Source organism: Marinobacterium sp. MBR-111 (genome assembly GCF_040547585.1).
GTDB classification, from domain to species: Bacteria; Pseudomonadota; Gammaproteobacteria; order Pseudomonadales; family Balneatricaceae; genus Marinobacterium; species Marinobacterium iners.
Map to the genome: position 1 here is coordinate 39,227 of NZ_JBEPQA010000023.1, position 24,964 is coordinate 64,190.

At 51.0% G+C, this 24,964-nt stretch carries 21 protein-coding genes and 1 pseudogene; 15 read left to right on the plus strand and 7 right to left on the minus strand.

Going from position 1 to position 24,964, the window contains the following annotated elements:
- Positions 1-426 precede the first annotated feature (426 nt).
- The 3 genes from ABIE61_RS14650 to ABIE61_RS14660 all read left to right on the plus strand — a co-directional run bounded on the left by ABIE61_RS14650 (position 427) and on the right by ABIE61_RS14660 (position 2,736).
- Entirely contained in the window at positions 427-1,533 is a 1,107-nt protein-coding gene (locus ABIE61_RS14650; protein ID WP_354410780.1) for a site-specific integrase, read from the plus strand.
- Positions 1,534-1,941: 408 nt separating this feature from the next.
- On the plus strand, positions 1,942-2,175 hold the full coding sequence (locus ABIE61_RS14655; RefSeq protein ID WP_354410783.1) for a DNA-binding protein: 234 nt from the start codon (positions 1,942-1,944) through the stop codon (positions 2,173-2,175).
- 3 nt (positions 2,176-2,178) lie between these two features.
- Entirely contained in the window at positions 2,179-2,736 is a 558-nt protein-coding gene (locus ABIE61_RS14660; protein ID WP_502915061.1) for an AAA family ATPase, read from the plus strand.
- Between the two features lie 110 nt (positions 2,737-2,846).
- Here the strand turns inward: ABIE61_RS14660 and ABIE61_RS14665 are convergent, their stop codons facing one another.
- The gene (locus ABIE61_RS14665) at positions 2,847-3,818 is read right to left on the minus strand and encodes an IS5 family transposase (protein ID WP_354410786.1); all 972 of its coding nucleotides are present in this window, start codon (positions 3,816-3,818) and stop codon (positions 2,847-2,849) included.
- 469 nt (positions 3,819-4,287) lie between these two features.
- On the opposite strand from ABIE61_RS14665, the pseudogene ABIE61_RS14670 reads away from it, so the two are divergent.
- The 5 genes and pseudogenes from ABIE61_RS14670 to ABIE61_RS14690 all read left to right on the plus strand — a co-directional run.
- Positions 4,288-4,857: pseudogene (locus ABIE61_RS14670) on the plus strand (IS3 family transposase); the annotation flags it as partial.
- A gap of 133 nt (positions 4,858-4,990) precedes the next feature.
- Positions 4,991-5,317, plus strand: coding sequence for a helix-turn-helix transcriptional regulator (locus tag ABIE61_RS14675; RefSeq protein WP_354410788.1), 327 nt, complete (start codon positions 4,991-4,993; stop codon positions 5,315-5,317).
- A gap of 538 nt (positions 5,318-5,855) precedes the next feature.
- Positions 5,856-7,088 carry an ABC-three component system protein gene (locus tag ABIE61_RS14680; protein ID WP_354410791.1) on the plus strand — a complete coding sequence of 411 codons (1,233 nt, stop codon included), beginning with the start codon at positions 5,856-5,858 and terminating at the stop codon, positions 7,086-7,088.
- Positions 7,069-7,734, plus strand: coding sequence for an ABC-three component system middle component 1 (locus ABIE61_RS14685; protein WP_354410793.1), 666 nt, complete (start codon positions 7,069-7,071; stop codon positions 7,732-7,734). Before ABIE61_RS14680 ends, ABIE61_RS14685 begins: the two co-directional genes overlap by 20 nt.
- Positions 7,709-10,051 (plus strand): AAA family ATPase, encoded by a 2,343-nt coding sequence (locus ABIE61_RS14690; protein ID WP_354410796.1) that lies wholly within the window; start codon positions 7,709-7,711, stop codon positions 10,049-10,051. The genes ABIE61_RS14685 and ABIE61_RS14690 overlap by 26 nt, the downstream gene beginning before the upstream one ends.
- 428 nt (positions 10,052-10,479) lie before the next feature.
- On the opposite strand, the gene ABIE61_RS14695 is transcribed toward ABIE61_RS14690, so the two are convergent.
- Positions 10,480-10,950 (minus strand): hypothetical protein, encoded by a 471-nt coding sequence (locus ABIE61_RS14695; protein WP_354410798.1) that lies wholly within the window; start codon positions 10,948-10,950, stop codon positions 10,480-10,482.
- A gap of 430 nt (positions 10,951-11,380) precedes the next feature.
- Between ABIE61_RS14695 and ABIE61_RS14700 the strand changes: the two genes are divergently transcribed.
- From ABIE61_RS14700 to ABIE61_RS14730, 7 genes are all read left to right on the plus strand, one after another.
- Positions 11,381-12,637, plus strand: coding sequence for an aspartate aminotransferase family protein (locus ABIE61_RS14700; protein ID WP_206840575.1), 1,257 nt, complete (start codon positions 11,381-11,383; stop codon positions 12,635-12,637).
- Complete coding sequence (gene doeA, locus ABIE61_RS14705) at positions 12,637-13,938, plus strand: ectoine hydrolase (RefSeq protein ID WP_354410801.1); 1,302 nt, start codon at positions 12,637-12,639, stop codon at positions 13,936-13,938. The genes ABIE61_RS14700 and doeA overlap by 1 nt, the downstream gene beginning before the upstream one ends.
- 10 nt (positions 13,939-13,948) lie before the next feature.
- Positions 13,949-15,319, plus strand: a complete 1,371-nt coding sequence (locus ABIE61_RS14710) for an NAD-dependent succinate-semialdehyde dehydrogenase (protein WP_354410803.1) — start codon at positions 13,949-13,951, stop codon at positions 15,317-15,319.
- Positions 15,320-15,511: 192 nt separating this feature from the next.
- The gene (locus ABIE61_RS14715; protein ID WP_091828207.1) at positions 15,512-16,378 is read left to right on the plus strand and encodes an MBL fold metallo-hydrolase; all 867 of its coding nucleotides are present in this window, start codon (positions 15,512-15,514) and stop codon (positions 16,376-16,378) included.
- Positions 16,379-16,431: 53 nt separating this feature from the next.
- Complete coding sequence (locus ABIE61_RS14720) at positions 16,432-18,171, plus strand: bifunctional protein tyrosine phosphatase family protein/NAD(P)/FAD-dependent oxidoreductase (RefSeq protein WP_354410804.1); 1,740 nt, start codon at positions 16,432-16,434, stop codon at positions 18,169-18,171.
- 36 nt (positions 18,172-18,207) lie between these two features.
- Positions 18,208-19,935, plus strand: a complete 1,728-nt coding sequence (locus tag ABIE61_RS14725) for a SulP family inorganic anion transporter (protein WP_354410806.1) — start codon at positions 18,208-18,210, stop codon at positions 19,933-19,935.
- 152 nt (positions 19,936-20,087) lie between these two features.
- Positions 20,088-20,681, plus strand: coding sequence for a TetR/AcrR family transcriptional regulator (locus ABIE61_RS14730; RefSeq protein WP_091828204.1), 594 nt, complete (start codon positions 20,088-20,090; stop codon positions 20,679-20,681).
- A gap of 65 nt (positions 20,682-20,746) precedes the next feature.
- Here the strand turns inward: ABIE61_RS14730 and ABIE61_RS14735 are convergent, their stop codons facing one another.
- The 5 genes from ABIE61_RS14735 to ABIE61_RS14755 all read right to left on the minus strand — a co-directional run.
- Positions 20,747-22,033, minus strand: coding sequence for a TRAP transporter large permease (locus tag ABIE61_RS14735; RefSeq protein WP_309546615.1), 1,287 nt, complete (start codon positions 22,031-22,033; stop codon positions 20,747-20,749).
- Positions 22,034-22,044: 11 nt separating this feature from the next.
- Positions 22,045-22,548, minus strand: coding sequence for a TRAP transporter small permease (locus ABIE61_RS14740; RefSeq protein WP_354410809.1), 504 nt, complete (start codon positions 22,546-22,548; stop codon positions 22,045-22,047).
- Between the two features lie 11 nt (positions 22,549-22,559).
- Positions 22,560-23,600, minus strand: a complete 1,041-nt coding sequence (locus ABIE61_RS14745; protein WP_354410811.1) for a TRAP transporter substrate-binding protein — start codon at positions 23,598-23,600, stop codon at positions 22,560-22,562.
- Positions 23,601-23,744: 144 nt separating this feature from the next.
- On the minus strand, positions 23,745-24,734 hold the full coding sequence (locus tag ABIE61_RS14750) for a 2Fe-2S iron-sulfur cluster-binding protein (protein WP_354410813.1): 990 nt from the start codon (positions 24,732-24,734) through the stop codon (positions 23,745-23,747).
- Positions 24,734-24,964: 4-hydroxy-2-oxovalerate aldolase family protein (locus tag ABIE61_RS14755; protein ID WP_502915042.1), on the minus strand; the 231-nt coding region annotated here is incomplete at its 5' end. The genes ABIE61_RS14755 and ABIE61_RS14750, both read right to left, overlap by 1 nt.

Sequence of the window (24,964 nt, forward strand, 5' to 3'; positions counted from 1 at the left end):
CGCCGTTGTCCTCGTTGCTTTGCTGGCCAGCGGCTATGCCTATGTGCAGCAGCCACAGTTTGGTGCGCTCGCCGAACCGGCCAGGTTGAGCGCAAGTGCCTCACTGTAGTTGCCCCCGCTAAAACGAACACCCCACCTGGGCTTTAATTGTGCCCACATACTACCGGCCCCAGTACGCTCACACCCCTCTGATTTCAAAGAATTTATGGTTCAATATCAGAACTCATAATCCATTGGTCGCAGGTTCAAGTCCTGCTGGGCCCACCAACACACCTCGCAAAAACCCATTAGATTCAGCAAGTTATGCTGAAACACCCAAATGGATTTTGTTCCGCGTCACCTCTGGATTCTCATTCGGTACGATTTCGGTACACTGGCAATGCGCAAGCAGTACAGTCAGGTACAGGGAAAGTGTGAGGAAACAGTATGGCAACGATTGTCAGAACAGAGTCCAAAACCTGGAAAGCCATGATTCGGAAGAAAGGCTTTCCCACCACTGTCAAAACCTTCAGAACCAAACGTGACGCCGAAGACTGGGCACGTCGCACCGAAGATGAAATGGTGCGCGGCATCTATATCCAGCGGGCACCCTCCGAGCGTCTGCTCTTTAGCGAAGCACTCGACAGATACCTACAAGACGTTTCATCTAAAAAGCGTGAGCGCACCCAGAAAGCCGAAAGAACACGAGCAAAACCACTCAAGGCATTCTTTGGACAATACTCTCTAGCGGCTATCACTCCAGAGCTCATCGCTAAATATCGAAATCAGCGCCTCAGCGGCAATGATCGCCTCGATCAGGACGGCAACCCACGTCCACGCTCAGGTAACTCCGTTCGTCTTGAGATGGCCCTGCTCGGGCATATGTTTAATGTCGCTATTAAAGAATGGGGGATCGGTCTTACCTCTAACCCTGAGACCTTCGTAGATCGCCCTGCCCCAGGACCAGGCCGTAACCGCCGCATTTCCTCAGAGGAAGAGCAGCGCCTTCTCAGCGCCGTTGACGCTCACTCCAACCCGATGCTTGGCTGGATCGTCAGAATCGCCATAGAGACCGGTATGCGCTCCTCAGAGATCACATCTCTGACACTGGGACAGGTCAATCTGAAAAAGTGCATCGTTACCTTGCTGGAAACCAAGAACACCATGCCTCGCACGGTCCCTCTTACATTGGCAGCCGTGGAACAGTTTCAGCAGGCCATCGACAACCCTGTTCGCCCACCAGACACAAATCTTGTCTTTTTTGGCGAACCCGGCCGGGATGGTATGCGCAAGCCCTACAGCTTCAACAAGGTCTGGATGCACATCAAGAAAAGTGTCGGACTCGCTGACCTACGCTTTCATGACCTACGCCATGAAGCCGTCAGCCGCTTTGTTGAAGGCGGGCTAAGTGATCAACAGGTTGCCGCGATCAGTGGTCACAAGTCTATGCAGATGCTGCGGCGCTATACACATTTGCGAGCTGAAGACTTAGTAGACCAGCTGGATGCCATTGAACAGAAGCGTTCACAAGCCCCTCGAAAAACATCACTGTGAACGGTATGAAATTTCTCCTGAAACAGATCAGGATGCGTTGAGGCCGCCAGGCCGAATAAGTTGCAGTATTTGCTAGATCGCCACTTGTGGCGGTATAGCAAATACCTATCCTGCCCCCACCCTCTAGCTCACTATATCGCACTAGAATCGCATCAATTTAGATACCCTAATGAAAATCATGCTTTTTAGAATATTTTAAAATAAATAACCCATTTTAAATTACTTTTATTGCGTTTTATTTCCCGAGTGCGGTTAAATTGCGGTAAAGCGCGGTTGCAGTGCGGTAAAGTGCGGCAAAAGTGCGATAACTTCCTATATTTCAATAAGTTACTATATATCGTAAGTATACAAACCGGCGCGATATTCATAACCTTCGTAAGGCAAGCATCAATTACGGAGGATTACATAATGACTATCGAGGACTCCCTTCTCGACCGTTTTGGCCCCCTACTGAGCCTTCCTCAGTTGGCCACTGTTCTTGACCGTTCACCAGAAGGTCTGCGCATTAGCCTGCGCTCAAACAACTACTGGGCAACCGAGATTAACCAGGCAAGGTTGAGGATCGGTCGGCGTGTCTATTTCCGCACGTCCCAAATTGCCGAGCTACTGGACAGTAACCAACTCTGCGGTGATCGGGGGTAATACATGGCGATTGATCTGATGTGTGCTTTTGAAAATGAACCGCCGCCCTTGGACTTCATCTGGTCCGGTTTTCTATCAGGCACCGTAGGGGCTCTGGTTGCGCCTGGTGCGACAGGAAAAAGCTACTGGGCGCTTGAAGCGGCAATGTGTATCGCATGCAGTGTTCCTGGTGGCGACGTTCTGCAACTAAACCCAGCCAAAACAGGGCGGGTGATCTATCTCGCGGGCGAAGATCCAGAGCCTGTATTGCTGCGGCGTATCCATGCTATTGGTACGCACCTGAGTCCTGATGCCAGAGCGTCCATAGCAAAGAATCTGGTGTTAGAAGCGATAATGGGCAAGGGACTCAACATCATGGATCAGAGCCACATGGAAAGGATTCTGGATTTCTGCCATGGCGCTCGTCTGATCGTCATTGACACACTGAGTCGGATTCATCACCTCGATGAAAACAGCAATGGTGACATGGCCCAGCTGGTGTCACGCTTGGAACAAGTTGCCTATCTAACTGGAGCTTCAGTGCTCTACTTGCACCACGTGAACAAGGGAAGCTGCGAATAAGTCCGATCCAAGGCTCTGAAAGGTCGTTACCACTGCCTCAGAGGCAAAAATTCAGCACTTTTCACCCTTTTTAACCAGCTGCAACCGCCTTTTCAGGCAGTACAGGCGGATTAATCCTGCGCTCTCAACATCTGGTCCACCCGCATAACGTTGGCCAGCGCGAACAGCATCGCCAGCTTGCCATCGTTTTTCTTCAGGCCACGGTAGCGGGCTTTCACAAAACCAAACTGACACTTGATGATCCGGAACGGATGCTCAACTTTCGCACGTATACTGGCTTTCAAGTATTCCGTCTGAATCCTGACTTTGTTGATGCGGGGGTGTTGTTTCAAGGCCTTCAGCCGCCCTGGCTGCTCGGCAATATGCCAGTTAGCCTGATGGTGCTTCAGTTCGTCTCGCTTCTCGGCACCACGATACCCCGCGTCCGCGAAGATGAATGCCTCTTCACCATGCAAAAGCTGATCAGCCTGATTGAGGTCGTGCTCATTCGCAGCGGTCGTTGTGAAACTGTGCGTGATACCGGTGCGGGCATCCACACCAATATGGGCTTTCAAGCCAAAGTGCCACTGATTGCCTTTTTTGGTTTGATGCATCTCAGGATCACGCTCGCCCGTTTTGTTCTTGGTGGAACTGGGGGCTTCAATGATAGTGGCATCGATTAATGAGCCCGCTTTCAGCAAAACACCGGCTTCCGATAGCCACTGGTTCACCTCATCAAAAACCTGCCGAGCCAGCCCGTGGCGTTCCAAAAGATGGCGGAAGTTCAGGATGGTGGTGTGATCGGGGATGGCTTTATCCAGTGACAATCGGGCAAACAGACGCATGGAAGCAATTTCATACAGCGCATCTTCCATGGCGGGGTCACTGAGGTTATACCACTGCTGCATACAGTGAATGCGAAGCATGGTAGACAAAGGGTACGGCCGACGGCCATTACCGGCTTTGGGATAGTGAGGCTCGATAACGGCTTCGAGACGTGCCCATGGAATCAGCTTGTCCATTCGACCCAGGAATTTCTCCTTGCGGGTCTGACGGCGCTTGTTGCTGAACTCGCTGTCCGCGAATGTAAGTTGCTGATCCATCGGTGCGTCCTCAATCGTGAGCAGCGGGTATTATCCCATGCGGCGGACTTATTCGCAGCTTCCCTAACAGAACACTCACGATATATCGTAAGTTTATTAAAGCGCGGAGATTAATTTACGTTAACGACACAATAGAGACACATTAACGACATAATAAGGACACTTTAGCGACAATAATTAAGCAATGGTTATTAATATGTATTTTAATATTGAAAAATATTATATATCATACAGATTTATTGGATTGGCTTTAGGTTTTTGGTGAGTGTGTCATTATGCGGTCACTAAATTGTCGCTTTGGATGCGGGCAGGATAGGTAAATGGTCCACCGCCACAAGTGGCGATACTCCATTTATAACCAACTTACTTGCCCGAACGAGCTCGACGTATCCTACTCTCCGAGGGAAGTGCGGCTACCGCTGCATTGGTCTTCAGATGAAACGTCTGATGAGCGGCAATGGTTGACAACTACAAACAGTCTACGGTCGAGCGATCGGATATTCCCAACCGCTTTAACCGGAAGTTTGAGGTGCAAACCCCCAATCAAGTGTGGTGTGGTGATATCACCTACATCTGGGTGCAGAAGCGCTGGCATTACCTGGCAGTTGTGCTTGATCTGTTTACACGTAGAGTCGTTGGCTGGTCGTTCTCGGACCGCCCGGATAGCGCACTGGTCGTAAAAGCCTTGGATATGGCATACGAGCAGCATGGCAAGCCTGCTGGGCTGATGTTCCATTCGGACCAGGGAAGCCAATATGCCAGCCGAGCTTTCCGGCAACGCCTGTGGCGCTACCGAATCCAGCAAAGCATGAGTCGCCGGGGAAATTGTTGGGACAACTCGCCAATGGAGCGACTGTTCCGGAGCTACAAGTCCGAATGGATGCCTGTCACAGGTTACAGAGCAGCAGGTGAAGCCCAACAAGACATCAGCTTCTATCTGATGGAACGATACAACCGGCAACGGCCACATCAGTACAACCAAGGATTGCCACCCGCTGTGGCAGAGGAAAAACTTAACTTATTGTCCGGTATTAGTTGACCACTACACTCTCCCTATCCGTTACTCAGTCCGTCCAGTATCCCTTTCAGAAAACGGTGGTTTTGTAGCCGAACGGTAGACTCATCACTGGGTAAAAAATATTTTGTTAACAGCCAATGATAGCAATTGACTAATGCGTCAGGATGCGTCAGATTACATCTGTTGGCATCAAATTTTTGGAAAATTTATGGCGGTTTTTGATTTCGGCTCTGATGACGTTCTTCTCGATATTGATAGCATTTGCAAGAAGCTTTGCATTTCACGTTCTTCTCTCGAGCGATTACGCCGGCAAGCTCCGAAAACTCTTATCAATATCTCTGTCCAGAACGATGACAACTTCATGGGATTGCCATCGTTTCCCGAACCAACGTTAATGCTTGGACGCAGCCCACGCTGGTCGACCAAAGCCCTAAACTCTTGGATTGAGAAAGCGCAATCTTCACGCACTAAGTTCATCTAACAGCCTTGGGATTTTTTATGAAAACAACAGACTCTTGGTGCAGCCCTACAATGTCAAAGAACGGTAACATTGTTAGTGGTGGCGCCGCTCGAAATGTTAGAATTTCTGCAATGGGGGGTATGGACGAAATCATTGCTCAAGTTGCAAGCAATACGCTTGAGCTCGCGAATGCAAACGTCCGTAAAAACAATCGTTCTAAAATCCGTTTGGTCTCAAACGGATGATAGTTACGCTGTTTCTAAAAATTTAGCCGCCACTTTTACTGGCGGCTTTTTTATGTCTAAATAAGCTGAATATGTACCGCATTTGACTCCGGTGACTTTACGGAACTATCATAAATGACAAGTCTAAAAGCATTTGTGACAGCATTAGCTGGTCATGTTGCGCGCTTAGGATGACAGTACATAAGGAGTCGGTATGCAAGAGAAATTCTCCTACGCAAAACTTTGGCTCAGTGCACTTCAGGTCAACCCTGTTAGCTACAACAGCACGTATTAGGTAGCAGGTCAGCAGCTCGGTAACGGTGAAAGGAGTTCATGTGAGCCAAGAAGAGGATGAGAAATACCCGCCCAGTGCCATATCCTCGTGGAGCGGTTTTGTTTATCAAGGGAAAATAGCACTATATCACTCACTTAAACTTATTCTCGATGGCGACTTGGACTTCGAGCTTCAGCTAGACAGTAGTGACGACTTCGCTATTTATAAAAATGGAAAACTACACACCGCCCATCAAGTCAAAGCTAAGATAAGTAAATATCGAAGTGGCTACACCAAGGCATTGGAACAGTCTACTTTAATCGAACACGACAAAGACAAGGGTACAACTCGTTACTTTCACGTATCCGTCCCACTAGAAAATACAGAAGATCATAAAGGCGCTAGCGGAGAAACAGTAAAATTCTACCGTTACGGAGACAACTATCATTGCGGTCTGGGTGAAATTGAAGGATTAACGAAAGAAATCATAAAGAAATTATGTGAGAAACTTTCTATAAAATTCAGTGATAATCTTATAAAATTTAACTACTGCTTACTTTCAGAAAAAATAAGCACTAAGGCAATACATAACCACAAGCTAAATCAAGTTGACGGACTCTCAGAAAATAAAGCCGCATACGAGGGCCGTATTAGTGCCAGAAGTATTTTAGATGACCTTCTGAACGAAAATCCTTATCAGGATAGGGACTACTATGCAGTTGAATTAAAGGCCGAACTCCAAGAATATCTGGAAAAACGACTCGATCAGGTGCTTCCAACAATGAGTGATGCCACTTACGAGAGAGCCAGACTTCTGAGTGAGCACATTCGAAAAACCGATATCAACGAATTGAAGACCCTATGCCAGATGATGAAACCCTCCGAGCGTTTTCAAAGGGTTCAGATGAACGATATCAGACGATACACCAAGCTCATTCAAGCTATTTTGGTGGAACCCATCTTCAATCATCTACCGCATTACATCGATAGAGAAAATCGGTTCTACGTACCAACCGCTCTTGACGTGGATGAAAACGAAGAATGTGAGTCTGACATCATCCATCAAATGCAAAACAACGGCGATCTACTGAGACTACTTTTTGAGTACAACCATCTAATCGCTAGCAAAGCGGAAACCTCATTCAGCTTCAATACAAAATTCACAAACTCGGATGACTTCGACCACAAGCTCGCCACTGAAAAGTTTGAAAGCAACATCACTAAGTCGATATGCATTAGTGTTATAACAAAAGACGACGCGGAGGGGCGACTGAATGATAAAGCAACTCATTGATGAAGCACTTATTGCCCATGACTTTGTTTGTATAAAAAAACTAGAAACCACAAGCTTTTATATTCGCGAGTCTGGATCTGCTATCAGGTTTGCAGTCCTACATAATCTTGACGCTCTCTCTGACCCAGCCGAGCTGAATAATAGAATTAATCATCTTGCTCCTGAGGAGTTTCGCAGAAACCCAAGCTTTAAGAAAAACTGCGACTTGATTTGTATTCATCGCCTTGACGTTCTGGCGGAGTTCAAGGACCACGAAGAAGAAATCTTCGCAATCGAAGAAGATCCGCACTTTTATAAAAAATATGTCCTCTATTACAGTATTGCGGAAGAAAGCGCGCTCACTGATTTCACCTACGAAAAACTGGTATCTGTGATTGCTGACAAAAAGGAATTTCTTGAATACAAAGAAAACCCTCTTGTCGCCACACAATACAGCTTCGCGGCGAAGATCTTTATCAAGCTCCCTTTCTTAGAGCTACCTAGCCATCATGGAAACCTTGTATCCTTGAGGTTACAGGCTGCTGAGTCCGTTGCTGAAGCCGGCCTGAACGATACGTATTCGACTATCCAGAAAGTCACGGACATAAACGCCGACGAAATAATCAAGGAAATGATTCGCAATGAAATGGAAAATATCCAAGATTGAAGTCTCTAGCTTCAAAGCATTCAAGCATATTTACTTGGATCTTGGCGAGTCGTCTTTGCTAACTCTAGATGGCCCTAACGGTTATGGCAAAACAAGCATATTCGACGCCATCGAATTGCTGCTCACAGGCCAGATCAATCGAATACAAAACCTGTTCTCTACATTATTAACCAAGAGTAAAAGAGACTACGCGGACAATCTCTTCTGGAACAGTCGCTCCGGCGAGAACGACCTCTGCATTAAAATTGAATTCATTAGTGATGATGGCAAAATTGTTTTAGCCAGACACTGCCCTGCTTCGACATTTAAAAAACCGGCAAACAATCGTGCAGATAAATACGAAAACTTCAGGCTTTACGAGCTACCAGAATTCGAATCATCTGACTTCACAAAGATCAATCAGCGTGACAATAACTTCCTTGACAAAGTTTTCGGAAAAAACTTCAGGGAAAACTTCTCATTCCTTAACTACCTGGAACAAGGACAAAACCGGCTGTTACACACTCGGGTAGACGAGCGTAAGGATAAGTTAGGAAATCTCTTTAACATCAGCGACATCGAAGCCGAGATCGAAAACTGCAACACCATAAGCCGTAAACTTAGAAAACGCATCAACGACCCTGACCGTCAGGCAAAAGCCCGATCTCTCAAGGAAGAGATAGCCACCCTAAGCGATATATTGCGGGCAGAGACTGGGACTGTTGAGTACAAAAAGCTTTCGACGACAGATGTCCAACCAGGGTGGGACAAAGAGATCCTATTCTCAACGTATTCAGCGCAAGACCATGCGGCCTACCAGGAGTTCGTTCGCAAGATTATCGCCCTTCTGCCACTCAAAGCCACGATAAAGACTAGAGTTCACAACGAGACCATTGATGCCGACATTGATCGTAACGAGGAGTCTCTGAGAAGTCTGGCTCAGTTTGGTAAAGACTTAGGCAAGCTTGATGGGCTTGAAGCTATTAAGAAAAGTATTGATGAACTAGAGCATTCAGCAAGCATCATCAGACGCGGTGCCACTGCGATCAAACTCGAAGAAGCCCGATCACTACCAAACTGGGCGGATAAGCGCCTTGAGTGGTTTGAGTGGTTTGAGTCACAAATAGAATCTCGAAATAGACTAAGAGATAAAAGCAGCGCCAACGCGAACGTCGTAGCCGAATTGAAACACCTGAAGAAGCAGTTACTTGAGGAGCATAAAAAATTTAATCCCGACGATCAATTATGCCCTCTCTGTGGCGCTGACTGGGAAAGTCACAGATCAATGGTGAATGCCATTGAAACAAGAACTAAGCAAATCTCTGATTCGCTAGACCAAGAAGGCAAGGACTTAGTTAACCTTATATCTGCTATGGACGCTGAGCTGAAGCTCATCGACACACATATACAAGGTAGCCTGAAACGCCTCACGCCCACATATGAATCAAATCTTCATAAAGCACTGACAAAAATTAAACTTCGGCTACCGGCAATAACCCAGCTACTGGAGAGGCTACAAAGCGAAAACATTCAATTTACTGACTCATTTACGGAAATTGATGATGTGGTAGATGAGCGACTTAAAAATCTCAAAGAAACTCTAAGAAATAAAAAACAGGTTGAATCTGATGCTTTAGCGCTGCCGGAGGACTGGCGAGAAACAATTAACACTGTCTTCAAAGACCTACAGGACTTCTACATAATCACAGCTGAAGACCTGAAAGACAAAGAGCAGTACATATCGATTAAGGCTAACGAAGCTCAAAACGCAAGGCTCCAAACTTGTATTACCGATCTTAAGCGTATCGAAAAAGAAACCCTGGCAGCCCAAAAAGCACAAGGTAAAATCGACGAACTCCGCAACACACTGAAGAAGACAGAGCAGAATTATACCGATCAGACAATTTCGGCTATTGAGTTCATATTCCACATCTACAGTGGCCGACTGATTCAAAACTACCAGCGTGGTTTGGGCCTATTTATCGAGAGCCGCGAAGGTACGCAGTTGAGGTTCCTGACTGCCGAGAAGTCTGAACACGACGCAGTGATGTCTATGAGTTCTGGTCAGGTATCGGCCCTCAGCCTTGCCTTCTTTCTCTCGCTCAACAAGGTCTATGCTGAGGTGCCTATCATTTTGATTGATGACCCATCGCAATCCTTGGATGAAGTCAACGTTGCTTCCTTGACCGATCTACTCCGTTGCGAACTAAAACATTGCCAGTTAGTTGTCTCTTCCCACGAGGACGATATTTCGGCTTATATGCGCTACCGGTTCGAAAGAGCAGGTTTGGCAACAAGTTCACTCAACATGCAGCTATTGGCGAAAGAGGTTTCGTAAAAGCCGCCTGAGGCTACCAAGCAGAGCTGGGGTTTCGTGATGGTAGTGCGGATGAGTAGGCCATCCTAGAGAGGCAGCTATCAGCTGCCTTTGTCACAAGAGAGGCTAATCCGACATCTTGAACGCTTTACTATGCATGGCATTTTTCATGGTTATCCGATCAGCTCCCTCTTTAAGACATTGTTTTATAATTGATTTTATTAATAGAGGAGCATGAACGGTGATCGAGAATCCTCAGCTGAGTTGCCACGATTCTTCGAGGAATAGAGCCTGTCGTCTTCCAGGAAGTCCTGCAGAACCTGGAACACTTTAATACGTAGATTTGGGTCAGGTGCTACGTTAACTTTTATAGGCTATCCGCGTATCTCACGTTTTGCCCTTGAAAGACACGCTATTGAGAAGAGCAGTACTCACTTACCTATGGACTGCTAAACGACAGACCATACAAAAAATCCAATAGCGCCAAGAATTGCGACTAAGAACACAATGCTAATCAGCATCGATAGAAAGTCGGCTAGTTTTGCGAAGATAAATGCACCGAGACAACAGCTAGCTACTATGCTGGAAAAGCGTAGCCACTTAGGCAGATCCGCTCCGTCGAAGTACCAAAAGCCTAAGTAAGCCAAGACTCCACACGCAAAAAAGCCAAAAATGCCATACGCTTCTGCGCGCGCTTCTGAGCGAGCCTTACGTTCGTCGCGCTCCTTAGCTTCTAGCAGAATATCTTTATTATCATAATATTCGTAGGTGCCATCCGAGGCACGTCGTCCGTAACGTGTTCCCATTTCATCCTTGCCTGATTGCTGACTTGGCGCTTCTTTAGCTGTGTGCGTGCTCGGTGAGAGGACCGATGTCCTCCCCCCTGTTACCGGATCATCCCCAATCGACAATTCGGCCATTCACTGCTCAATCCGGTACATTAACGGTACACTCACCAGTTTGGAAGCCTTACCCAAAGTTACGCTAACTTACTGTTACTAAACTACTTTCCCCTACGCTCGATTACGCCAACATCTCTTTGATTTCAAAGGATTTATGGTTTAATATCAGAACTCATAATCCATTGGTAGTACCCGTCCCTGCTCTTGCAGCATACCGTACGTCCCTGTACATAAAAAACGCCCTCTTTACTTGCTGCCCTGCACTTTCTCTTCTAGGGTGAAGTTGCAGGGCTGTGCAAGCCTGTACGTTTTCCGCTAACACTCAATTGAACATCTCAGCTGTACATCCACCCGGTGACTCACCGGCAAACACATAACAGTCCGAACTCTGGCAAGGCCCCTGCCTTGCCTGGCTCCATTTCACAATTGGCTACACAAGGAGATCGACATGGATCTGTTTGAAAAATGGGAATCCGAAATCCGTGGCTACTGCCGTGCCTACCCAACCGTGTTTGCAAGCGCATCCAACGCCCGTCAGGTGGATGAACAGGGGCGAAGTTATATCGACTTTTTTGCCGGGGCCGGGGTGCTGAACTTTGGCCATAACAACCCGCACATGAAGGAAGCCTTGATCGACTTCATCCGCTCAGACGGTGTTGCCCACAGTCTGGACATGAGCACGACGGTCAAGCGCGAATTCATCGGCGCCTTTGTGGACACCATTCTTGAACCACGCCAGATGAACTACAAGCTGCAGTTCATGGGCCCCACCGGCACCAACGCGGTGGAAGCCGCACTGAAACTGGCACGTCGCGTCACTGGCCGCACCGAAGTTATCGCCTTCACCCAGGGGTTTCATGGCATGACGCTGGGCTCGCTGGCCTGTACCGCCAACCAGGTGTTCCGCAAGGCTGCAGGCGTACCCCTAAATCACGTCACTCATGCACCGTTCGAGACTACATCAGGCTGTGGCATGGGGTGTCTGAACACCCTGCGTGAGGCACTGGAGAACAGCTCCAGCGGTTTCGAGCAGCCCGCCGCGTTTATCATTGAAACCATTCAGGCAGAAGGCGGGGTCAACATTGCCAGCACCGAGTGGCTGCTGGAGCTGCAACAGCTGGCACGGGACACCGGTGCCCTGCTGATCGTAGACGACATTCAGGTGGGCTGTGGGCGCACTGGCAGCTACTTCAGCTTTGACAACACCGGGCTGGAGCCAGACATCATCTGTCTGGCCAAGGGGATCGGCGGTTTCGGCACGCCTCTGGCGATGAATCTGGTCAAGCCGGAGCACGATGCCCACTGGCAGCCTGGCGAGCATACCGGCACCTTCCGAGGACAGGGGTTCTCTTTTGTGGCCGGGCGTGAAGCTCTGCGCTACTTCGAAGATGACCGGCTGATGCAACTGACCCGCGAGCGCGGCGAGATGATTCACGAGCGCCTGCAGTCACTGGCATCACGCTTCCCCGACGCCGGCTTTGCCGTGCGCGGGCGCGGCATGATTCAGGCACTGGATGTGGTCGATGGCGCACTGGCCAAAACCATCGCCCGTGAGTGCTTTGACACAGGCCTTTTGGTAGGGCCCTGTGGTATTGGTGGTCGGGTCATCAAGCTGATCCCGCCACTGACCATCCCTGATGAAGATCTGGAAACCGGTCTCAACCGACTGGAAGCCGCCGTCATAAAAATCATGGAGGCTGCCTGATGCGCAAACGCGATGATATGACGTTCCCGTTCGAGGAGTATGAGCGCCGCATCGATGAGTTGCGCCAGCGCATGTCAAAACGCCTGCTGGATGCGGTCATCATCTCAGACCCCGAGAACCTGATGTATCTGACCGACTACCAGACCACCGGCTACTCCTATTTTCAGGCGCTGGTGGTACCACTGGAAGACGAGCCGTTCATGATTACCCGGATGATGGAGGAGTCCAACGTTCATGCCCGCACCTGGGTGGAAAAAACGCGGCCCTATTCCGATACCGGCGATGCAATCCAGATGCTGATCGAATCGCTGCGAGAGTTTGGCCTGTCAAAAAAGGTGCTGGGCTATGAGCGTAACAGCTATTTTTTCCCGGCCTACCATCAGGATTACTTTCGTACGGCCTTCAAGGATGGGCGGCTGATGGACTGCTTTGGCATCGTCGAAGAGGGCCGCAAGTGCAAGTCCTCGCATGAGCTGGATGTGATGCGCATCTCCGCCCGTGCCGCCCGTGCCGGGATGGAGGCCGGCATTGAAGCCTGCCAGGCCGGTGTAACCGAAAACGAGATCGGTGCCGCCATCAGTGCCGGCATGTTCCGGGCCGGCGGCGATTTTCCCGCCGTAATGCCCTACGTCACCTCTGGCCCGCGCACCATGATCGGCCATGCCACCTGGGAGGGACGTGAAGTTCAGCCCGGTGAGCATGTATTTCTGGAAGTGGGCGGTTGCTACCGTCGTTATCACACCGCCCTGATGCGCACGGTCATCTGCGGTGAGCTGAGTGAATCGATGTACAAGGCTCAGGAAACCATGAAATGTGCTCTCAAGCACATCAGGTCTGAGCTGAGGCCTGGGCTTACCGTATCTGACGCCGACCACATTGTGCGCTCCATCATTACCGAAAACGATGTAGGTGCCCGCCTTATCACCCGATCTGGCTACTCCATCGGCATCGCCTTTCCGCCCAGCTGGGATGAAGGCTACATCATGAGCCTCAAGGGTGGTGACAGCTCGGTGCTGGAGCCGGGCATGACCTTCCACCTGATCCCTTGGATGTGGGGTGTGGATGGCGACAAGACCTGTGGCATATCGGATACCTTCTATATAACCGATGACGGCTGTGGCTCGTTTTTCGAGGACATGCCACAGGACTTTGTGATCAAGCCCGGTGCAGCGGGTGCCCGCGCAGCGACCAAGACAGGCGAGCCCGTCATGACGGCTGCGAGCTCTACCCCACCGGATACACCTTGCCACACCAAAGGCAAAAAGCATCCATCGAAGCAAAAATCCGGCAAGAAACACTAAGGAGAGCCACATGCTCAGAGTGATCAATCCTACCAGCGGTCAGCTGCTGCATGAATATTCCGCACTGGATCGCGACAGCATGAACAGCCGCATCGACATGGCGAACAGGGCCTTTGCCGACTGGCGCACACGCAGCTTTGCAGAGCGTGCCGAGGTTCTGCATCAGGTCGCCGCTCTCATGCGGGCCGAGGAAGTTGAACTGGCCCGTCATATGACCGACGAGATGGGGAAACCGGTTAAGGAAGCTCGGGGTGAGGTGCTCAAGGCTGCCTTGTGTGCCGAACACTATGCCGGGCATGCCGAAAGCTACCTGCAGCCCGTGAGTCTGGCCTCGGACGCAAGCCACAGCTATGTCCAGCATCTGCCTCTTGGGCCGGTGCTGGGGATTTTGCCCTGGAACGCTCCGTTCTGGCTGGCGTTCAGATTTTGCGCACCGGCACTGATGGCGGGCAATACATGCCTGCTCAAGCATGACCCCCATGTGCCGGCCTGTGCTGAAGCGATAGTGGATCTGTTCGCTCGTGCAGGAGCACCAGAAGGCATCATGCAGAATCTGCCCCTGCAGACACCGGATGTGGAAGCCGCTATCCGTCACCCCGGTATACGGGCTGTATCCTTTACCGGCTCAAGTGCCGGGGGCAGCAAGGTTGCGGCCATGGCCGCATCCGAAATCAAGCCTGCTGTAATGGAGTTGGGCGGCTCTGACCCGGCCATCGTTCTGGCCGATGCAGACTTGGAGCAGGCCGCGGACCTGATAGGCTTTTCCCGCATCATCAATGCGGGACAGTCGTGCATCGCGGCCAAGCGCATCATTGTCGAGGCTTCGGTTTATGACCGCTTTGTGGAACTGCTCAAGACCCGGCTGGAGAAGCTCAATCAGGGCGATCCGGTCGACCCGGAAACTGACATAGGCCCCATTGCACGAGAGGATCTGCGCAACGAACTCGCGCGTCAGGTGGATGAAACCATTGCCGCCGGGGCTCGCTGCCTGCTTGGTGGGAAGCTACCTGAGGGCCCGGGTTTTTTCTACCCCGTAACCCTGCTGGTGGATGTAACCAATGACATGACCGCCTGCCAGGAAGAAACCTTCGGCCCGGTCGCCGTGGTACTCAAGGCCGATAATGCAGAGCATGCTCTGGCACTGGCCAACGACACAGAATACGGCCTGGCCAGCTCAATCTGGACCGAACAGAGCCGTGGCGAGGCGATGGCCCGCGAGATTGAGGCCGGTCAGGTGGTCGTCAACGGACTGGTCAAAACCGATCCCCGGCTGCCCAGTGGCGGTATCAAACGATCGGGACTCGGACGAGAGCTTGGCCCCCACGGCATCCTTGAATTCGTGAATATTCAACAGGTCTGGGTCGGCCCAAAACAGGAATAACCCCTCCCCTCACCGGCCGGATCCACCCGGCCGGTATCATTTCACATCCAGCCACTTCCCAGCCTTGCATTGATCCGATTTAGCCACTCAATCATCTCCATAGCCCCAAGGGGGTTGGCAGAGTGTGCAATGAGGATTAGTATCTATTAATAGATTATAAGAATATAACTATTAAGAATATACGCGGGGTTTATTATGCAACCGATCGTTACAGCCTTTTTTGATGAACCGACCTTCACTTACAGCTATGTGATTCAGGACCCGGATTCTTCCAGCTGCGCCATCGTCGACTCCGTACTGGACTTCGACTATGCCGCCGGCAAAACCGATACTCGTTCAGCCGAGGCCATTCTGACCTTCATTGCCGAACAGGGCCTGACGGTGGAGTGGATTCTTGAAACTCATGTTCATGCCGACCACCTGTCAGCAGCACCGTTCCTGCAGGAAAAAACCGGTGCAAAACTGGGTATCGGTGCACACATCACCACCGTACAGGATACCTTTGGCAAGGCGTTCAATGCCGGAACCGAATTTGCCCGTGACGGCAGCCAGTTTGATGCGCTGTTCAACGATGGCGACAGCATTCGTATCGGCACTCTGGAAGGCAAGGCGATGCATACCCCCGGCCACACGCCGGCCTGCATGACCTATGTCTTTGGTGATGCCGCCTTTGTTGGTGACACTCTATTCATGCCGGACTACGGTACCGCCCGCTGTGACTTCCCCGGTGGCGATGCCCATATCCTGTTCCAGTCAATTCAGAAGGTATTTACCCTGCCGGACGCAACACGCCTGTTCATGTGTCACGACTACAAGGCACCGGGCCGTGATGAATACGCTTACGAAACCACCGTGGCTGAAGAGCGCGCACACAACGTCCACGTGCACGAAGGGATCAACGAGGCTGACTTTGTCCGCATGCGTACCGAACGCGATGCCTCTCTGGATATGCCGCGCCTGATTCTGCCCTCCGTGCAGGTGAACATGCGTGCCGGCAAGATGCCGCCGGCAGAAAGCAACGGTCAGGTTTACCTCAAGGTACCGATCGATCTGTTCTGAGTTTAACCGTCCCAACTAAACCGATAATAACAACAGTACCGCGGGAGAGTTTTATGGAAGTTCATCAGCTTACGCCTTTTCTCAGTGTCAGCCCCCAATTGACGGCCGCCGATGTGGGGCTCGCCGCCTCCATGGGGTTCAAGGCGATCATTTGTAACCGGCCTGATCAGGAAAGTCATGACCAGCCGGACACCGACGACATCCGCGCCGCTGCCGAACGGCATGGGCTGGAATGGCGCTATCAGCCTGTAGTTTCAGGCCAGATAACCGATACGGATGTAGATGCGTTTCATGAGCTGATGAACAGCCTGCATGGACCTGTACTGGCTTTCTGCCGTACCGGTACTCGCTGTACCACCCTGTGGGCGCTGGCAGAAGCCCCACGTCTGGATGTGGACGCCATTCTCAAAACCACGGCAGCAGCCGGATATGACCTGACTGCACAGCGTGATCGCATCAAGGCTCTGGCGGGTACTCACAGCCATGCTGAGGCCATGCATACAGCCAGCCGCAAGCGTCATGATGTACTGATTGTAGGCGGCGGCGCTGCTGGTCAGTCAGTCGCCGGCAGCCTACTGCAGCGCCAGCCGGATCTGGATATTGCCATCATCGAACCACGTTCTGAACATTACTATCAGCCGGGCTGGACGCTGGTCGGAGGTGGTGTATTTGAACGCCGTGAGACCGTACGCCAGATGGGCAAGGTCATGCCTGACAGCGTCAAGTGGTACCATGCGGCCGCGTCAGGGTTCCGCCCTGAACAGCAGCAGGTTCTGCTGGAAGACGGCGAACAGATCGGCTATCGCATTTTGGTGGTCGCGCCCGGCCTGACGCTGGACTGGGACGCAATACCCGGGTTGCGTGAAAGTCTGGGTCGTAACGGTGTCACATCCAACTACCTGTTCGACCTCGCACCCTATACCTGGGAGCTGGTACAAAGTACTCGAAAGGGGCGTGCCCTGTTCACTCAGCCACCGATGCCTATCAAGTGTGCAGGCGCACCGCAGAAGGCGATGTATCTGTCCTGTGACCATTGGATGCGTCAGGGCGTGCTGAAGGATATCGAAGTCGAGTTCTGTACGGCAGGTGCTGCCCTGTTTGGGGTAGCCGATTATGTGCCGGCTTTGATGAAATACGTGGAGAAGTACGGCATCAACCTGAACTATCAGAGCAATCTGATTCAAGTGGACGGACAGGCCAAAACTGCCCTTTTCAAGGTTACGGATGCAGAAGGCAACAGCCAGGAAGTCGAAAAACCATTTGATATGTTGCATGTCTGCCCGCCTCAACGCTCACCGAAACTGATCAGCGAGAGCCCGCTGGCGGATGCTGCCGGCTGGATTGAACTGAATCCGGAAACACTTCAGCACAGCCGCTTCGGCGATATCTTTGGGCTTGGCGACGCCGGAAACACCCCCAATGCCAAAACTGCCGCTGCCGTGCGCAAGCAGGCACCGGTCGTGGCCGAGAACATTCTGCTGGCGCTAAAGGGAGAAGCGCCACGAGCCATCTACGACGGTTACGGCTCCTGCCCACTGACAGTGGAGCGTGGCAAGATCGTGCTGGCGGAATTCGGCTATGGTGGCAAACTGCAGCCGAGCTTTCCGCTCTGGCTGGTCGACGGCAAGGAACCCAGCCGCTTTGCCTGGCTGCTGAAGGAAAAAATGCTGCCCTGGATCTACTGGAATGCCATGCTAAAAGGGCATGAGTGGATGGCAGGACCCGAGATTCTCAATCACCGACCCGCCGATCACGAGGCCACTCAGGCTTGTGACTTCGGTGATCGAAAATAACACCTATACAGCCCCCTGACTCAGGAAGCCTGATTGATGTTGCAACGCTACTTGCCCATTTTACAGTGGCTCAAGGTCTACAACCGTGAAACCCTGACCAGCGACCTGGTGGCTGCCGTGATCGTCACGATCATGCTGATCCCCCAGTCGCTGGCCTACGCCCTGCTGGCCGGGCTGCCGCCTGAAGTGGGCCTGTATGCCAGCATTCTGCCGCTGGTGGCGTATGCCATTTTTGGTACCAGCCGCACCCTGGCGGTGGGGCCTGTGGCGGTGGTTTCACTGATGACTGCCGCCGCGGTGGGCAATTTGGCGCTGGCCGGTACAGCTGAATATCTGACGGCGGCCATCGCACTGGCATTTTTGTCCGGTGTCATCCTGATCCTGATGGGGCTGTTTCGTCTCGGCATTCTGGCCAATTTTCTCAGCCACCCGGTCATCTCGGGCTTTATCACCGCCTCCGGCCTGATCATCGCAGCCAGCCAGCTCAAACACATACTGGGTGTCGATGCCGGCGGTCACAATCTGCTTGATATCCTGATGGCGCTGGCGGGCCAGCTGGCGCATATCAACTTGCCAACGCTGATCATCGGGGTAAGCGCCACCACGTTTCTGTTCTGGGTACGCAAGCAACTCAAGCCTCTGCTGGTGAAAGTGGGTCTGGGTCCTCGCCTTGCCGACATTATAGCCAAGGCAGGGCCTGTGCTGGCTGTTGTTGCCACTACACTGGCTGTCTGGGGACTGGACCTGCAGGCACAGGGCGTGAAGGTTGTCGGACAGGTGCCTTCAGGGCTGCCAGGACTGACCCTGCCCTCCTTTGATTTGGAACTCTGGAAGCAGCTGTTTGTATCCGCCCTTTTAATCAGCATTGTCGGCTTTGTTGAATCTGTTTCAGTCGCACAAACGCTGGCAGCCAAACGACGCCAGCGAATCGACCCGGATCAGGAGCTGGTGGGGCTTGGCGCATCCAACATTGCTGCTGCAGCGTCCGGTGGCTTCCCTGTAACCGGCGGTTTCTCACGCTCAGTGGTCAACTTTGATGCCGGTGCCGAAACACCCGCCGCGGGTGCCTTCACGGCAGTCGGCATCGCAATGGCTACACTGGTACTGACACCCCTGATTTTTTTCCTGCCCAAGGCAACGCTGGCGGCCACCATCATCGTAGCAGTCCTGTCATTGGTTGACCTGGGGGCACTCAAACGAACCTGGGCCTACTCACGCAGTGATTTCGCTGCCATGCTCGCCACCATTGTGCTGACCCTGGTACATGGCGTTGAGCTGGGCATCATCGCCGGTGTCGGCCTGTCTGTGCTGCTTTACCTGTATCGCACCAGCAAACCACACAGTGCCATTGTGGGTCGAGTACCCGGTACAGAGCATTTCCGTAATATCGACCGACACCAGGTCGAAACCGAGCAGCACATCCTCACCCTGCGTGTGGATGAAAGCCTCTACTTTGCCAATGCCCGCTACCTGGAAGATCTCATCTATGATCAGGTGGCACGCAACCCGGAGCTGCGACACCTTGTACTGATGTGCCCGGCCGTCAACCTGATCGACGCCTCGGCACTTGAAAGTCTTGAAGCGATTAATCAGCGCTTGATGGATAGCGGTGTGAAATTCCACCTGTCGGAAGTCAAGGGGCCGGTTATGGACAAGCTCAAGGACACTCACTTTCTGCACGACTTGAGTGGTGAGATTTTCCTGAGCCAGTATGCAGCGTGGGAGAAGTTGCGGGCTCAGAGCCAGCCCTGCGACAACAATTGATCCAAAACATACACATATGGACTTTACGTGGACTGATATATCCCGTTGTTTAATATGAATTCTATCTGAAATAGATTCAGCCTAGTCACTATATTGCCTATAAGCTGTATACTCATATCATTTGGGACAGTGACTAGGGATCAATCAGTACTATGGCTACCAAGCGCTTATCACGCAACGACTGGATAAATGCAGCCACTAAAGTGCTTGCCACTAGTGGCATAGACATGGTGCGCGTGGACAATCTTGCCAAGAAGCTGAAAATTACGCGCGGCAGCTTCTACTACCACTTTGACAGCAGAAAAGAACTGCTTCAAGCGATACTGGACACCTGGAGGCTGAAAGCGACTGAAGCCGTCATCGATAGCCTGAAACAGAAATCCCAGGACAGTAAAGAGCAGTTGATGGAGCTGATGTCACTTCCCTTGAAAGGCGATAAAGCCCAGGAAGCAGCATCAATTGAAATATCCCTTCGGGCCTGGGGTCGGCGCGATGAAATTGCACGTGCTGCCGTGAATGAAGTGGACAGCTACAGAATCGGCTTCATCGAAGGATTATTTATCGACCTTGGCCACACCAGCAGTCAGGCGAATGATCTCGCACACCTGGTATATTCTTTCCTGATTGCCACATCTCTGGTCGATCCCTTCTCTTCTGAGGAAGTCCGCAAGGAACGGGCTCAGCGCATAGCCCACTTTCTGGCAGACAACTGCCCGCTGTCTGACTGCAAATTCAGAAACCTCTAACCTGCTACAAAAAAGCCACCTCATTGAGAGGTGGCTCGGTTCCAAAACCATTGGCGTCGCAGGAGCTACATCATTTCAACCAGAACCAAAGAAAGCGCAGGGAACAGAATAATAAGTGCCAATCTTAAAATATCAGCGATAAGGAACGGGAACACCCCTTTAAATATCACTTTAAGATCAACGTCAGGCACTACAGACTTGAGTACAAATACGTTCAGCCCTACCGGGGGAGTAATCAAGCTGATTTCTGTTGCAATTACCACAATGATACCGAACCAGATAAGGTCCATCCCCATTCCTTCAACGATGGGATAAAAAACCGGTACTGTTAACAGCAGCATTGAAATGGATTCAAGAACAGCTCCAAGAACAAAATAGATCATCAGGATTAAAAGCAGGACGCCCATCAGACCCAGGTTCAGACTTTCCATCCATTGAACGATGGTAAATGGAAGATTGGACACATTAACCAGGTTTGCAAATATCAGCGACCCGATCAGAATAGCCACAAGCGCAACTGTAGTTGCGGCCGTATCCTCAAGCGCATCTCGCATTTTCTGCCAACTCATTCGTCCTCTGATCAATGTAATCAGTATGGCGCCGACAGATCCCACACCAGCCGCTTCTGTCGGAGAGAAAAGCCCAAAGTAGATCCCACCCAATACGATAAAAATCAATAGAGTGAAGGCCCACAACTGCCGAATGGCCAACAGCTTCTCTTTAAGTGTCGCTTCACTCGCATCCGAACATTTATCTTTCAGAACATGAACGACAAAAAGTACGGCTGCAACGTAAAAGATGACACCTAGAATACCAGGTATAACACCTGCCACGAAAAGCTTGCCAATATCAGTTTCGGTAATAATACCGTAGAACACCAGCGCAATAGAGGGTGGTATAAGAATACCAAGAGTCCCGCCCGCAGCAATGGATCCGGTTGCAAGGCCATCGCTGTAACCGAATCTTTTCATCTGAGGGTATGCAATACGCGTCATGGTTGCAGCTGTGGCAAAACTGGAACCACAGAAAGTACTGAAACCACCTGATGCACCTATCGTCGTGATTGCAAGGCCCCCTTTAAGATGACCTACCAACGCATGAGTGGCATTGTATAACTCATCAGCCAGGCCTGAGCGACTGATGATGTTACCCATAAGAATAAATAACGGAATAACCGAAAACTCATAGGAAAGTACCGTTTCCGTTGCAATCATGCCCAGCTGGCTCATTGCTGGCGACCAACCCTGATAATATGCCAGACCAAGCACACCGACTACACCCGTCGATATTGCTATGGGTACACGAATAAACAACAGGAAAAGAAGTGAAAGAAAAGCTATAAGCATTACCATAATTTCGCCTGTTATTCCTGATTATTATCGGGGTAAACAACCAAAAGACTGACCAATGCAACCATTGCAAAACCAGCCATAACCGCCAATATTATCCACTTTTCCAATCCAAGGAACATGAACACATCCCCAAACAACCTGGACTCTTTAGCCTGTATATAAACCATATAAACAAGGGCCGAAAAGAAAACGACCTCTATAATATAACTGAACCACGCGAGAAATATTCCAGTCCTGCCTTTGAATATTTTCTCAAGCAAATCAATCTTGACATGCTTTCTTTTTTTATGGACATGATACAAGCCCGAGTAAAAACAAACCGCAAGGCATATACCTACCACTTCATAAGCAAAACCAATGGGGCTATTGAAAAAAACACGTCCGAATACATCTGCAAAGGTTATCCCGGCCATAACAACAAGAGATAACATTGATATCTTCGAACAGATGTAATCCAACACTTTCAACAAGGACATACTCATAAGAAACCCTGTATAAGGGCCATGCTCCAGCATGGCCCTTATCCTCATTTAGAGTTCAGACGTTTAATCTCGTTCATGTAGAAATCAAAAGCTGCTTTACCATCAACACCATTGGCTTCCGCCTTATCGAACCAATCAGCGCGCACCGGTTCAAAAGCCTTGTCGATTGCCGCATTCAGCTCTTCGCCTGCTTCTTTATAATTTTCACCCAGCCGCTCCTTAAGCTGTGCACGTGCCAGAACATCGTTTTCATGCCAAAGAGATCCCATGCGCACGGCCAGTTTCTCTCCGGAAATATCCATAATTGCTTTCTGGTCTGCAGGGCTTATCTGGTCCCACTTGTCTTTGTTCACAATTACAAAGGTACTGTTTGTGAATATGCCACCCGGTATTTGTGTAATGTGCTCAACGTAGTTGTCTACTTTGAACCCAGTCAGCAGCTCATCCGAAAGTGTGGTTCCGTCAATAATTCCTCTGGACAGAAACTCCCGAAGCTCGGACAAAGAGCCTGAAATGGGCACCGCACCAAGCGTGGTCAAGGCATCGCCTACAACACTGGTCTGGACACGAATTTTTTTACCGCTAAGGTCTGCAGGATTAACAACCGGGCTCGACTTCATATGTAGATTGCCGCCGGATGTCACATGTACAGCCAGCGTATGCACATTGTCATGCATCCCTGCTGCCTTGAAATACTTTTCATATGCACGCCAATATGCTGCCGAGCTGACGCCTGCATCAATATTGGTGAACGGAAATTCAACCATCTCAGTCAACGGGAAAGCACCCGGCGCATAGCCATGAGGCCCCCAGGCCAGGTCAGCAATGCCAGATACAACGGCCTGGTAGTTACGAGTCGGAGGGGCCAACGGCTTGGCGGATGGCTGTACCTTGACACGCCCTTCTGTCACTTTTTCGATCTCTTCAAAGTACTTATAGAGGCCGTCTTTCTGTGACCAGTGCTGCGAAGGGAACCACTGGTTGTAACGCAGGGTCACCTCTGCCGCAAAAGCTGTGGAGGTCAACAACGCACCAGTAACAGCAATGGTGGCTTTGAACAGCGTGGGTTTTTTCAATAATGACATCGCTATGGCTCCGTTTGTTTTTATGTTTTTTACATACAGTACAGTACTGTATTTTCTACATACGCACCATTAATGCAACACTAAGTTCACTATTTGATAATCAACTTTGGTTCAGGTGCGAGATGATGGGATCAGGCAAAACCGTTATACGAAGGCATCTGCAAAGAAATTGCTTTCCTGCAGACCACATTGTGCTGTGAAATCACGTCGAGCTGAGTCGATCACAACAGGTGCGCCGCAGGCGTATACCTGATGTGAAGACAGATCCGAGTAGTCTTCAATGACAGCTGCATGCACAAATCCCGTACGGCCACTCCACCCGGACATATCATCTGACAGTACAGGTGTGTACTCAAACCAGTCCAGTTCAGCTTGCCATTGACGGCAGAGGTGGTCCATGTACAGATCCTGCGCAGCACGCCCACCCCAATACAGATGCACCCGACGCCCGCTGCCACTGGCGATCAACTGCTCCATCAAAGCCTTGATCGGTGCAAAACCGGTTCCACTGGCCAAAAAAATGGCAGGGGCATCGCTGTCACGCAGATAGAAGGTGCCGAACGGCCCCTCGATTGTCACCACGTTCTTGAGCTGAACCTCTTCAAAGATCATCGGCGTCGCCTGACCTCCCGGCACCAACCGCACATGCAGTTCGATACAACCATCCACGGCCTCAGCAGTTGCCATTGAATAACTGCGTGTGACGATATTCTTGATCGTCAGATCGACATACTGTCCAGGTACATAATTGAATACGGTTCCCGGTGCCAGCTTGCAGGTCAGCGTCACCACGTCGTCAGCAAGCGGCTCTTTACCCATCACACGAGCAGCCACTTTCTGCACCGTCACGCCTTCGAAGCTGGTAACTTCAGGCGAGTGCAACACCAGATCACTGAGCGGCCGAGCCTGACAGGCCAACACGGTTGTACCAGCCCTGTCGGTTTCGCTCAGTTCCAGCCCTTCCGGGTATTCCACCTGTCCTGACTTCAGCTCCGTGCGACACTCACCACACTGGCCATCACGGCAACTGTGCTTGAGCACAACACCAGCCTTCAGACCGGCATCCAGAATACTGTCGCCTGCATGCACATCGAAGGTTTTTCCAACCGGATCAACAGTAACGGCATGACTCATTAGATCAACCCCTTCTCTTTCGCCATGGTCAGTGCCAGGTCTTCAATCATGTCTTCCTGTCCGCCTACGGTGCCGCGACGGCCCAGCTCGACCAGTATGTCGCGCGCCGAGATGCCGTATTTTTTCTCCGCACGTTCCGCGAACAGCAGGAACGAGGAGTACACACCGGCATAGCCCAGCGTCAGGGCGTTGCGATCGACACGGATCGGCTGGTCCATGATCGGCACGAT

What these genes read in the sequence shown, in the direction of transcription:
- ABIE61_RS14650 (WP_354410780.1), top strand. Translation starts at nt 427, where the DNA reads ATGGCAACGATTGTCAGAACAGAGTCCAAAACCTGGAAAGCCATGATT.
- ABIE61_RS14655 (WP_354410783.1), top strand. Translation starts at nt 1,942, where the DNA reads ATGACTATCGAGGACTCCCTTCTCGACCGTTTTGGCCCCCTACTGAGC.
- ABIE61_RS14660 (WP_502915061.1), top strand. Translation starts at nt 2,179, where the DNA reads ATGGCGATTGATCTGATGTGTGCTTTTGAAAATGAACCGCCGCCCTTG.
- ABIE61_RS14665 (WP_354410786.1), bottom strand. Translation starts at nt 3,818, where the DNA reads ATGGATCAGCAACTTACATTCGCGGACAGCGAGTTCAGCAACAAGCGC.
- ABIE61_RS14675 (WP_354410788.1), top strand. Translation starts at nt 4,991, where the DNA reads ATGCGTCAGGATGCGTCAGATTACATCTGTTGGCATCAAATTTTTGGA.
- ABIE61_RS14685 (WP_354410793.1), top strand. Translation starts at nt 7,069, where the DNA reads ATGATAAAGCAACTCATTGATGAAGCACTTATTGCCCATGACTTTGTT.
- ABIE61_RS14690 (WP_354410796.1), top strand. Translation starts at nt 7,709, where the DNA reads ATGAAATGGAAAATATCCAAGATTGAAGTCTCTAGCTTCAAAGCATTC.
- ABIE61_RS14695 (WP_354410798.1), bottom strand. Translation starts at nt 10,950, where the DNA reads ATGGCCGAATTGTCGATTGGGGATGATCCGGTAACAGGGGGGAGGACA.
- ABIE61_RS14700 (WP_206840575.1), top strand. Translation starts at nt 11,381, where the DNA reads ATGGATCTGTTTGAAAAATGGGAATCCGAAATCCGTGGCTACTGCCGT.
- doeA (WP_354410801.1), top strand. Translation starts at nt 12,637, where the DNA reads ATGCGCAAACGCGATGATATGACGTTCCCGTTCGAGGAGTATGAGCGC.
- ABIE61_RS14710 (WP_354410803.1), top strand. Translation starts at nt 13,949, where the DNA reads ATGCTCAGAGTGATCAATCCTACCAGCGGTCAGCTGCTGCATGAATAT.
- ABIE61_RS14720 (WP_354410804.1), top strand. Translation starts at nt 16,432, where the DNA reads ATGGAAGTTCATCAGCTTACGCCTTTTCTCAGTGTCAGCCCCCAATTG.
- ABIE61_RS14725 (WP_354410806.1), top strand. Translation starts at nt 18,208, where the DNA reads ATGTTGCAACGCTACTTGCCCATTTTACAGTGGCTCAAGGTCTACAAC.
- ABIE61_RS14730 (WP_091828204.1), top strand. Translation starts at nt 20,088, where the DNA reads ATGGCTACCAAGCGCTTATCACGCAACGACTGGATAAATGCAGCCACT.
- ABIE61_RS14735 (WP_309546615.1), bottom strand. Translation starts at nt 22,033, where the DNA reads ATGGTAATGCTTATAGCTTTTCTTTCACTTCTTTTCCTGTTGTTTATT.
- ABIE61_RS14740 (WP_354410809.1), bottom strand. Translation starts at nt 22,548, where the DNA reads ATGCTGGAGCATGGCCCTTATACAGGGTTTCTTATGAGTATGTCCTTG.
- ABIE61_RS14745 (WP_354410811.1), bottom strand. Translation starts at nt 23,600, where the DNA reads ATGTCATTATTGAAAAAACCCACGCTGTTCAAAGCCACCATTGCTGTT.
- ABIE61_RS14750 (WP_354410813.1), bottom strand. Translation starts at nt 24,734, where the DNA reads ATGAGTCATGCCGTTACTGTTGATCCGGTTGGAAAAACCTTCGATGTG.